Annotated in this window: 10 protein-coding genes; 4 read left to right on the top strand and 6 right to left on the bottom strand. The window is 71.7% G+C overall.

The features are described 5' to 3' along the window. The first annotated feature begins 98 nt into the window (after nucleotides 1–98). Nucleotides 99–995, top strand: a complete 897-nt coding sequence (locus ACFV9O_RS20345) for an NYN domain-containing protein (protein ID WP_385419825.1) — start codon at nucleotides 99–101, stop codon at nucleotides 993–995. Here ACFV9O_RS20345 and ACFV9O_RS20350 read toward each other — a convergent pair. Continuing rightward, nucleotides 986–1,828 carry an alpha/beta fold hydrolase gene (locus ACFV9O_RS20350; RefSeq protein WP_385419827.1) on the bottom strand — a complete coding sequence of 281 codons (843 nt, stop codon included), beginning with the start codon at nucleotides 1,826–1,828 and terminating at the stop codon, nucleotides 986–988. The two genes, ACFV9O_RS20345 and ACFV9O_RS20350, sit on opposite strands and share 10 nt — an antisense overlap. Nucleotides 1,829–2,475: 647 nt before the next feature. Continuing rightward, entirely contained in the window at nucleotides 2,476–4,200 is a 1,725-nt protein-coding gene (locus ACFV9O_RS20355) for a DEAD/DEAH box helicase (RefSeq protein WP_385419829.1), read from the bottom strand. Nucleotides 4,201–4,572: 372 nt separating this feature from the next. Here ACFV9O_RS20355 and ACFV9O_RS20360 point away from each other — a divergent pair, with 372 nt between their 5' ends. Next, nucleotides 4,573–5,322 carry a ferritin-like fold-containing protein gene (locus ACFV9O_RS20360; RefSeq protein WP_385419831.1) on the top strand — a complete coding sequence of 250 codons (750 nt, stop codon included), beginning with the start codon at nucleotides 4,573–4,575 and terminating at the stop codon, nucleotides 5,320–5,322. A gap of 71 nt (nucleotides 5,323–5,393) precedes the next feature. On the opposite strand, the gene ACFV9O_RS20365 is transcribed toward ACFV9O_RS20360, so the two are convergent. From ACFV9O_RS20365 to ACFV9O_RS20380, 4 genes are all read right to left on the bottom strand, one after another. Continuing rightward, nucleotides 5,394–5,663 carry a hypothetical protein gene (locus ACFV9O_RS20365; RefSeq protein WP_385419833.1) on the bottom strand — a complete coding sequence of 90 codons (270 nt, stop codon included), beginning with the start codon at nucleotides 5,661–5,663 and terminating at the stop codon, nucleotides 5,394–5,396. A 238-nt stretch (nucleotides 5,664–5,901) separates the two neighbouring features. Beyond that, the gene (locus ACFV9O_RS20370) at nucleotides 5,902–6,129 is read right to left on the bottom strand and encodes a DUF3107 domain-containing protein (RefSeq protein WP_385419835.1); all 228 of its coding nucleotides are present in this window, start codon (nucleotides 6,127–6,129) and stop codon (nucleotides 5,902–5,904) included. 131 nt (nucleotides 6,130–6,260) lie between these two features. Further along, nucleotides 6,261–6,902, bottom strand: coding sequence for a TetR/AcrR family transcriptional regulator (locus ACFV9O_RS20375; RefSeq protein WP_385419836.1), 642 nt, complete (start codon nucleotides 6,900–6,902; stop codon nucleotides 6,261–6,263). A 164-nt stretch (nucleotides 6,903–7,066) separates the two neighbouring features. Continuing rightward, complete coding sequence (locus ACFV9O_RS20380; RefSeq protein ID WP_385419837.1) at nucleotides 7,067–7,318, bottom strand: hypothetical protein; 252 nt, start codon at nucleotides 7,316–7,318, stop codon at nucleotides 7,067–7,069. A 248-nt stretch (nucleotides 7,319–7,566) separates the two neighbouring features. Between ACFV9O_RS20380 and ACFV9O_RS20385 the strand changes: the two genes are divergently transcribed. After that, nucleotides 7,567–8,529: an alpha/beta fold hydrolase gene (locus tag ACFV9O_RS20385; RefSeq protein ID WP_385419839.1), complete on the top strand. Its 963-nt coding sequence runs from the start codon at nucleotides 7,567–7,569 to the stop codon at nucleotides 8,527–8,529. Between the two features lie 8 nt (nucleotides 8,530–8,537). Continuing rightward, nucleotides 8,538–10,079: a DUF3152 domain-containing protein gene (locus tag ACFV9O_RS20390; protein ID WP_385419841.1), complete on the top strand. Its 1,542-nt coding sequence runs from the start codon at nucleotides 8,538–8,540 to the stop codon at nucleotides 10,077–10,079. Nucleotides 10,080–10,307: the final 228 nt, after the last annotated feature.

Below are 10,307 nucleotides of genomic sequence, written 5' to 3' on the forward strand. Positions count from 1 at the left end.
AACGGGATGCAGAGGGCAAACATTCCCTACGCTAAGGAAATTTTTTGGATGGCTAACTACTGGCGGGTGCCGCTCGGCCTGCTCACAATGGGTCCCGTATGAAAGACGATGAGCTCACCAGCATCAGCGCCCGCCTGGAGCGCACCAACGAGCTGCTCCAGCGCATGCTCGCCGAGGTCGCGAAGACCCCGTCCACGCATGCCATCTTCGTCGACGCCGGTTACGTCTATGCTGCGGCCGGGTTGCTTGTGGCGGGAACCGAGGACCGGCGCTCCTTCGATCTCGACGCCGAAGGGCTCATCGAGGCGTTCATCGACGACGCCCGCAAGATCTTCGCGGACAGCCGGCTGCTGCGCGTCTACTGGTACGACGGCGCCAGGCGCCGCATCCACACCGCCGAGCAGCAGGCCATCGCCGAGCTCCCCGACGTCAAGGTCAGGCTCGGCAACCTCAACGCGAACAACCAGCAGAAGGGCGTCGACTCCCTCATACGCTCCGATCTGGAGTCACTCGCCCGCCATCGGTCGATCAGCGACGCCGCCCTCGTCGGCGGCGACGAGGACCTCGTCTCCGCCGTCGAGGCCGCCCAGGGCTACGGGGCGCGGGTGCACCTGTGGGGGATCGAGGCGGCCGAGGGCCGCAACCAGGCGGATCCGCTGCTCTGGGAGGTCGACAGCCGGCGCACCTTCGACCTCGACTTCTGCCGGCCGTACGTGACCCGGCGGCCTGTCACCACCTACGAGGACGACACGCCGCCGCCGTCCCGCGAGGACGTACGTTTCGTCGGCGCGCAGATCGCCGCGACCTGGCTCGTCGAGCGCGGGCGGGAGCCGATGGCCGAGCTGCTGCCCGGGCATCCGTATCTGCCGGGTCCGGTCGACCAGGATCTGCTCATCGAGGCGGAGAAGATGCTGAAGCACTCCCTGCGGGGCCACGCGCACCTGCGGCGCGCTCTGCGCGACGGGTTCTGGCAGCACCTCCAGGGTCAGTACTGACCCCAGAAGGCGATGAGCGCGTCGGCCGTCTCCGCCGGCCGGTCCGTGTTGGGCGAGTGCTCGGCGCCCGCGATGACCGTCCTGTGCGCGCCGAGCCGTACCGCCATCTCGTCGAGCAGTGGTACGGGCCAGGTGTCGTCGCGCTCGCCCGACACGACGAGCTTGGGCAGCGGTACGGCGGCGAGCTCGTCGACCCGGTCCGGCTCCACGGTCAACTGGCGCCCGGTGGCGAGGAGCTGGGAAGGATTGTGCCGCAGCCAGCGCCGGCGCAGATCCTCACCGTCGGTGTCGGCGTCCTCCGGGGGGTCCAGCGCTCGCATCGCCTCCCAGACCTCGGCCATGTCCATCGTGCCGAGGGCGTCGCTCAACAGCTTGACCTTGTTCTGCTGTCCGGGGGTGATGTGGGCGGGCCCGGACGAGATCAGTGCGAGGGTGTCGAAGGGCCGCGGATCGACCAGCACCGCGGCACGGGCGATCTGCCCGCCGAGCGAGTGCCCGACGAGATGCACGGGCCCGCCGAGCGCGGCGGCCTGCGCGAGTACGTCCCGCGCCAACTCGTCCTGGGCGTACGCCTCTTGGGACGCGGGCCCGTCGCTCTCGTACTGCCCGCGGCCGTCGACGGCGACGGCCCGGTACCCCGCGACGGTCAGCGGCTCGAGCATCGCGATGAAGTCCTCCTTGCTCCCGGTGTACCCGGGCAGGAGCATCGCGGTGCCTTTCACCTCCCGCCCTCCGCCCGGCAGGGCATCCAGCACGGCGAACGCCCCGCGCGAGGTCTCGAGCACCCGGGCACGGGCGCAGGCGGGGGGCACGAAGGTGGGCGGCCGACTCATGCGACGAGGCTACCGACTCACAACCCCCACCCGGCCCGTCGGGCAGCGTTGCGCGCCCGCGACGCCGCGCTTCCCCCTGTGCAGCCGATCCCGCCCGGGGCTCCGCCCCGTACGCGCCCCGGAGTTTCGGGGCCGGGACCTCGTTTCCGGGCTCTGCCGAGGGCCGTTCCGGGCTTCGCTCTCGGGCCTTGCCCCGGCTCTTGTTCCGGGGCTGCGCTGCAAAGCCTTGTCCAGGGCTTCGCCTTCGGGGCCTTGACCCGGCTCCGCCGGGCTCTCGCCCCCGCCCTCGTTCCGGGATTTCGCTTCTGGACTGCCCTGCCCTGCGCCAGGGCTGCGCCCCAGCCCCCGTGTCGGGGCTGCCCGGGGCAGATTTTGGGGCTGCGCTCCGCGGCCCTGCTCCGGCCCACGCTGAGGCGTCAACCTGGCTGCGCTCCGGCGGCTGCGGCCCGCTCCCGTTCAGCGGCTTCGCTTCGGGGCCTGCCCCAGCCCCGTCCCGGCCCCGGGCTGGAGGGCGCCGCTCCGGCCGGGCCCCGTACCCCCATCCGGCCTACGCCCAGTGGGGCAGGGGCCGGCCCTGTCGGGCATGCGCGAGGGCCCGCACCCCAGGGGTGCGGGCCCTCATGGGCTCAGGCGGAGGTGACGGTGCGTCAGGCGTCCGGCTGGGTCGCGGCCTTCGTGCGCGTGCGGCGACGGCGCGGCTTGGCGGGCTCGTCGGCGACGGCGGCCTCGGTCGGGGCGGCCTCCGCGGCGGCCGAGGAGCGCGTGCGGCGGCGGCGCGGCTTGGCGGGCTCGTCCGCGACGGCCACGTCCGCGACGGGCTCGGCAGCGGGGGCATCCAGGACAGCGGTGCCGGTACCGGCACCCGCACCCGCACCCGCACGCGTGCGCCGGCGGCGGCGCGGCGTGCGCGGCGCCTCGGCGGACTCGCCGGCCTCGTCCGACGCGGCGGGCTCCACGGCCTCGGCCGGTGCCGTCGACGCCGTCTCGTCCAGCGACGTACCGCCGCGCGTACGGCGGCGCTGGCGCGGCGTGCGCGTGCGAGCCGGACGCTCCTCCGTCTTCGTACGCGACGCGGAACGCGACCCGCGGCCGCCCGTCTCGCCGAGGTCCTCCAGCTCCTCCGCCTCGAGACCGGCGCGGGTGCGCTCGGCACGGGGGAGGACGCCCTTGGTCCCGGCGGGGATGCCGAGCTCCTCGAAGAGGTGCGGCGACGTGGAGTACGTCTCGACCGGGTCGTTGAAGCCCAGGTCCAGCGCCTTGTTGATGAGCTGCCAGCGCGGGATGTCGTCCCAGTCCACCAGCGTCACGGCCGTGCCGGACGCGCCCGCACGGCCGGTGCGGCCGACGCGGTGGAGGTACGTCTTCTCGTCCTCCGGCGACTGGTAGTTGATGACGTGGGTGACGCCCTCGACGTCGATACCGCGCGCCGCGACGTCGGTGCACACCAGGACGTCGACCTTGCCGTTGCGGAACGCCCGCAGCGCCTGCTCGCGCGCACCCTGGCCCAGGTCGCCGTGAACGGCGCCGGACGCGAAGCCGCGCCGGGCGAGCTGGTCCGCGATGTCCGCGGCCGTCCGCTTCGTACGGCAGAAGATCATCGCGAGCCCGCGGCCGTCGGCCTGCAGAATGCGCGAGACCATCTCCGGCTTGTCCATGGAGTGGGCACGGTAGACGCGCTGTGTGATGTTCGCGACGGTCGCGCCCTCGTCGTCCGGCGCGGTCGCGCGGATGTGCGTGGGCTGCGACATGTAGCGGCGCGCGAGGCCGATGACCGCACCCGGCATGGTCGCGGAGAACAGCATCGTCTGACGCTTGGCCGGCAGCAGCTGGATGATCTTCTCGACGTCGGGCAGGAAGCCCAGGTCGAGCATCTCGTCGGCCTCGTCGAGGACGAGCGCGCGCACGTGGGACAGGTCCAGCTTCTTCTGGCCCGCAAGGTCCAGGAGGCGTCCGGGCGTGCCGACGACGACGTCGACGCCCTTCTTCAGGGCCTCGACCTGCGGCTCGTACGCACGGCCGCCGTAGATCGCGAGGACGCGGACGTTGCGCACCTTGCCGGCGGTCAGCAGGTCGTTGGTGACCTGCGTGCACAGCTCGCGGGTGGGAACGACGACGAGCGCCTGCGGGGCGTCGGTCAGCTGCTCGGGCTTGGCCCGGCCCGCCTCGACGTCCGCGGGGACGGTGACGCGCTCCAGCAGCGGAAGGCCGAAACCGAGGGTCTTGCCCGTGCCGGTCTTGGCCTGGCCGATGACATCCGTGCCGGCGAGCGCGACGGGGAGGGTCATCTCCTGGATGGGAAAGGGACTGATGATGCCGACGGCCTCAAGGGCCTCGGCGGTCTCGGGAAGGATCCCGAGCTCTCGGAAAGTCATAGCCTGCGTAGTCAGGGTGTTGCCTCTTCTGTGAGACGCGGCGCGAGGCGAACGCTGGGGGTCCAACCGCTCCTGGGAACTGGACCGGCCGTGGATTGGCCGGAAGGCGCGGGACCACTGCCGTCGCTCGAGCGCTCGTGCCGCTGAGGGGTCCCTCGTGTGGCGAAGTGCGCACAGAGGGCTGTCGGGTCGGAGCCGATCGGGCCACCGACCGGGCATCCTCATTCAGACGCCCGCCGAGATATCCGGCAGGCTTAATACCACTGTACCCCGGAATCGCGCATGTGTGTTGGGCGAATTCCTGGGAACCGCGTCGCGGCGGGTGCTGACCAGGGCCTTCCGTCGCCGGGACGGCGGGCTATTGTGCGCTTCATGGAGACGCCTGACAACGCCGTCGAAGCGGCGAACGACACCGCCGAAGAACCGACAGGGATCGCCGCCCAGGACTGGGCCGCGGCCTCCGCCGACCCCCAGTACCGCGCAGCGGTCGTGGACCTGCTGGGCGCGCTCGCGTACGGCGAACTGGCGGCCTTCGAGCGCCTCGCCGAGGACGCCAAGCTCGCGCCGTCGCTCGCGGACAAGGCGGAGCTGGCGAAGATGGCATCCGCCGAGTTCCACCACTTCGAGCAGCTGCGGGACCGGCTGGCCGCGATCGACGTCGAACCGACCAAGGCGATGGAGCCCTTCGCGGCGCCCCTGGACGAGTTCCACCGTCTGACCGCGCCGTCGGACTGGCTGGAGGGCCTGGTCAAGGCATACGTCGGCGACTCGATCGCCAGCGACTTCTATCGCGAGGTCGCGGTCCGGCTGGACTCGGACACCCGCAAGCTGGTGCTGGCGGTGCTCGACGACACGGGCCACGGCAATTTCGCGGTCGAGAAGGTGTGCGCCGCGATCGAGGCGGACCCGAGGGTCGGCGGGCGGCTCGCGCTGTGGGCGCGCCGGCTGATGGGAGAGGCGCTGTCGCAGGCGCAGCGGGTCGTCGCGGAGCGGGACGCGCTGTCCACGATGCTCGTCGGCGGGGTCGCGGACGGGTTCGACCTGGCGGCGGTCGGTGAGATGTTCAGCCGGATCACGAAGGCGCACACCAAGCGGATGGCCGCGCTGGGTCTCGCGGCCTGAGCCCTACGTGCGTACCTACGTCACGCACCCGACGTGGATACGCGACCGGTGACCGGAAACCGGGGCCCGCTTCAGGCCGCGGCTGATCGCCGCAGCCGGCGGGCCGCCGGACGGATCAGCAACGACAGCGTGACGCCGCTGACGAACAGCGCGCCGAGCAGGGTGCCGAGGAGATAGCCGGGCCCGAGTGCCGAGTGCGTCAGATACGCCCCGAACAGCGCGCCGAGCGTGCCCGTGACGTACACCACGCGCGGTGCGGGGAGCCGGTCCGGAAGCCGTCGCACGGCTGCCCAGGAGAGAAGGATTCCGAGCAGTAGGGAGCCGAGAGCTTCCAGGATCACCACGGATCACCTCACGGACGCCGGGCGGGCAAATCGGGTCGTAGCCCGTCCTACCCGAACGCGCCGGAACACAATCCTCCACCTGCCCTGCCGGTCAACGGGCACGGGCCGGCTCGGAAGGGCTCGGGCGGGCTTGGGAGGGCACCCCGCGAGTACGCGAAGGGCCCGGCGGGAAACCCCCGTCGGGCCCTTCGTCACGTCGATGCGCGGCAAGCGTTGACGCAAGCGGCAAAGAGTCCTACAGCGCGCCGAATCCGACGCGGCGCGTGGACGGCTCGCCGATTTCGACGTACGCGACGCGGTCGGCAGGCACGAGCACCTTGCGACCCTTGTCGTCCGTCAGGCTGAGCAGCTGCGCCTTGCCGGCCAGCGCATCGGCCACGGCCTGCTCGACCTCCTCGGCGCTCTGGCCGCTCTCCAGAACGATCTCCCGGGGCGCGTGCTGCACGCCGATCTTGACCTCCACGGCTATGTCCCTCCGAACGGTCAGCGATGCGCGGTCAGCCGCGCCGTACGCTGCACACATTAGCCCGGTGAGGGGACGCACCACGGCTCAGCCGGGCACGCCCGCAGCGAACACGCGTCGCGAGACGGCGCTCAGTGGCCGTCGCTGCCGTGCAGCGGGAACCCCGCGATACCCCGCCACGCCAGTGACGTCAGCAGCTGCACCGCAGTGTCCCGCGGAATCCCGGACCCGCTCGACAGCCAGTAACGCGCCACCACCTGCGAGACCCCGCCGAGGCCCACGGCCAGCAGCATGGACTCGTCCTTGGACAGCCCCGTGTCCTCCGCGATGACGTCCGAGATGGCCTCCGCGCACTGCAGCGACACCCGCTCCACGCGCTCGCGCACCGCGGGCTCGTTCGTCAGATCCGACTCGAAGACCAGACGGAACGCGCCGCCCTCGTCCTCCACGTACGCGAAGTACGCGTCCATCGTCGCCGCGACCCGCAGCTTGTTGTCCGTCGTCGACGCGAGGGCTCCCCGCACCGCCTGCAGCAGCGACTCGCAGTGCTGGTCCAGCAGCGCCAGATAGAGCTCCAGCTTCCCGGGGAAGTGCTGGTACAGGACCGGCTTGCTCACGCCCGCCCGCTCCGCGATGTCGTCCATCGCGGCCGCGTGGTACCCCTGGGCGACGAATACTTCCTGGGCCGCGCCCAGCAGCTGGTTGCGTCGGGCACGGCGCGGCAGGCGGGTGCCTCGCGGGCGCGCCGCCTCTGTCTGCTCGATGGCTGTCACGCCGCCTCCCACGTTCGATGTCACATGCACAGTGTCCTGTGCCGCGGTCCGTGCGCCGCGGTCGCCATCGTACTTTTGGGTAACCGTGGTGTGCGCGGTGCGAGCGCAGAATTTCACGTACCGGACGGCCGCGGTAGCCGGGGGTGCTCGGTAAACCGAACAATTCAGCGGTAGTCGTCCTCGTCAAGTGCGACCACCCGCGCCTGTTCCGCGGTATCCGCCTCGTTGGCCTCGTTCGAGTCGATCCGCTTCAGCGGCTCGTCCTTCCGCTGCTGCAGTTCCGTGTGCTGCTCGGCGGCATCGGCCTCGGGAACCTCCTGGTCGAGTTCCGCGAGCTCGTCGAGGTCGTCGAGAGCAATTCCTTGGCCCTGATCGTCTTCCGTGAAGGTTTCCGGGTCCGTCGGATCGACAGCCATCTGGATCCCTTTCCTGTGCGTTTTCGTGCAGCAGGGGCCGGGGCGTCTGCCCTTGTCCTACGAGCGTAGGAGTTCCGTCTGCCCGGCGCTATGCGGCGTTCGCCAGACATCGCGCAGTTCGGTGCGCGGCGCGCCGTGCGGCGGTGTGCGTGGGGCCATGCCGTGGGTGCGTGGGCCATGCGGTGGCCTGTGCGGTGTGTGACCGCGAACACAGGATTCGCCGCGTGATCGTCTCGTAACATTGCCCCATGTCTTCGACCGAGCTGCCGGAAACCCGTGCCGCCGCACCGGCTCCACGGGTTCGTGCCGTCCGTGTCGCGGAGGGCGAGGAGCTGCGCCGCGTCGCGCTGCCCGGACTGACGCTCACCGTGCGTGCCCGGCCCCCGGCGCGCACCGGACTGCCTCCCGCGCTGTACGTCCACGGCCTCGGCGGCTCGTCGCAGAACTGGACCGCGCTGATGCGCCGACTTGAGGGCCGGGTGGACGGCGAGGCCGTCGATCTGCCCGGCTTCGGGGACTCCCCGCCGCCGGACGACGGCAACTATTCGGTCACGGGGCACGCCCGGGCCGTCATCCGTCTGCTCGACGCCGCGGGCCGCGGTCCCGTCCATCTCCTCGGGAACTCGCTCGGCGGTGCCGTCTGCACGCGCGTCGCGGCCGTCCGCCCCGATCTCGTGCGCACCCTCACGCTCGTCTCGCCGGCCCTGCCGGAGCTCCGCGTCCAGCGTTCCGCCTGGCCGACCGCGCTGCTCGCGATGCCCGGCGTCGCCCGGCTGTTCACCCGGCTGACGAAGGACTGGACGGCGGAGATGCGGGTCCGCGGAGTGATGGCGCTCTGCTACGGGGACCCCGGCCGGGTGACCGACGAGGGTCTCCGCGACGCCGTCGAGGAGATGGAGCGGCGGCTGGAACTGCCGTATTTCTGGGACGCGATGGCGCGCAGCTCCCGCGGGATCGTCGACGCCTATACGCTCGGCGGGCAGCACGGACTGTGGCGGCAGGCGGAGCGGGTGCTCGCGCCGACTCTGCTGGTGTACGGCTGCCGGGACCAGCTCGTCTCGTACCGGATGGCGCGCAAGGCGGCGCAGGCGTTCCGGGACTCGCGACTGCTGACTCTCCCGGACGCCGGGCACGTCGCCATGATGGAGTATCCCGAGACGGTCGCCGAGGCCGTACGGGAATTGCTCGACGACGACAGCGGTAGGAGCTGATCCGGGGCGTGGGACGACACAGCCGCAAGGGCCCCGCACCCAAGGCCGCCGACGGCAACAGGACGCAGGGCACGACGTCGGCCGTGCCGGCGTCCGCCACGACGACATCCACTGCCGTGACACCTTCGGGTACGAGTACGAGTACGGATACGGGTTCGGGCCGGCGCAGGCGGTCCGGCCCGGGCCCCGGCCCCGGCGACCCCGAGCAGCGCCCCGGCTCCGCGGGCTACGGCACACCGGCCCACGGGACGCCGGTGTACGGCACCCCGGCGCACGGGACACCCGCGTACGGGACGCAGGGGTACGGCACTCCGGCTCATGGCACGCCCGCTTACGGCACTCCCGCCTACGGCACCCCGGCCCACGGTGTGCCGCGGGTACGCGGCGGTCATCCCGAGCAGCGGGAGCCGGGCGGCGGCTGGGGAGCAGCGCAGAGCGACTCCCGGTACGGCGACTGGCAGGGCACGCCGAACGGCCGGACCGCGACCATGACGGGACAGCACCCGGTGGTCCCCCCGCCCGCACGGCAGGGCCCGCCCATCGGCGCAGGTGCCCGCATCCCCGGTCCGCGGCGCGAGTTCGTCGAGGCCTTCGACGACCCCGAGGAGCGGCAGGGTCCCCGGACGGGAACCTCCTCGTCCCTGTCGCGGGCCGAACCGTTCGGCGCGGACGCGGACGCGGACGCGGACGCCGACTCCGATGCCGACCCCGACGCCCCGGCCAAGCCCGCCAGGGGCCGTACGTTCACCGGGATCGCCGCGGCCGCCGTGACCACCGTTCTCGTGGTCGTCGTCGCCGGTCAGGTCACCGGCACCGGTTCGGAGGCGACCGGTACGAAGGCCGCGGGCGAGGCGGACCGGGGCAGCGAGGACGGTTCGGCGTCCCGCTCGGACAACCGTCTCGCGCCGCCGCAGGAGGCCGCGCCGCGTGTGCCGGCCGCCCCGCCCACGTACGCGGAGCTGATGACCCGGCAGTTCCCCCTCGACCCCAAGCTCAAGGGTTCCGGAGACTTCGAGGCGGTGCCGGGCTTCGACAGGGCGCCGGGCAAGGGCCGGAAGATCCGCTACCGGATCGACGTCGAGAAGGGCCTCGGCCTCGACAGCAAGCTCTTCGCGCAAGCCGTTCAGCAGACGTTGAACGACGACCGCAGCTGGGCGCACAACGGCGCCATGACCTTCGAGCGCATCTCCTCCGGCGAGCCCGAGTTCGTGATCACCCTGGCCAGCCCGGGGACCACGGCGACCTGGTGCGCCAAGTCCGGACTCGACACCACTGTCGACAACGTCTCCTGCGACTCCGCCTCCACCCAGCGCGTGATGATCAACGCCTACCGCTGGGCGCAGGGCGCGGAGACGTACGGCGCCAAGGCGATGCCGGCGTACCGTCAGATGCTGATCAACCACGAGGTCGGCCACCGGCTCGGGTACGGTCACGTGAACTGCCGTACGCCCGGCGCGCTCGCCCCCGTGATGCAGCAGCAGACCAAGTCGCTGGACATCAGCGGCATCAAGTGCCGCCCGAACCCCTGGGTGCATCCCGGCGACGACTGAGCTCGTCGACCTGTTGCTCGTCGACTCGCGCTGACGGAGCGTGACGAGTCGGGACCGTAGCGCGACCGAACGCTATGAGTCCGGGAAAGTTACGTGCATTCACCCCTTCCAGTGGCGGGGTGGGAAACCATCCCCCCCGCCCCCAACGTACCCGCACACAACCGCCCCCCCACGAGACTACAGACCAAAAGCGGGCCCACCCCCAAGGGGATAGAGGGGGTGCTCCTG

The organism is Streptomyces sp. NPDC059909, from assembly GCF_042730885.1.
Lineage (GTDB): Bacteria > Actinomycetota > Actinomycetes > Streptomycetales > Streptomycetaceae > Streptomyces.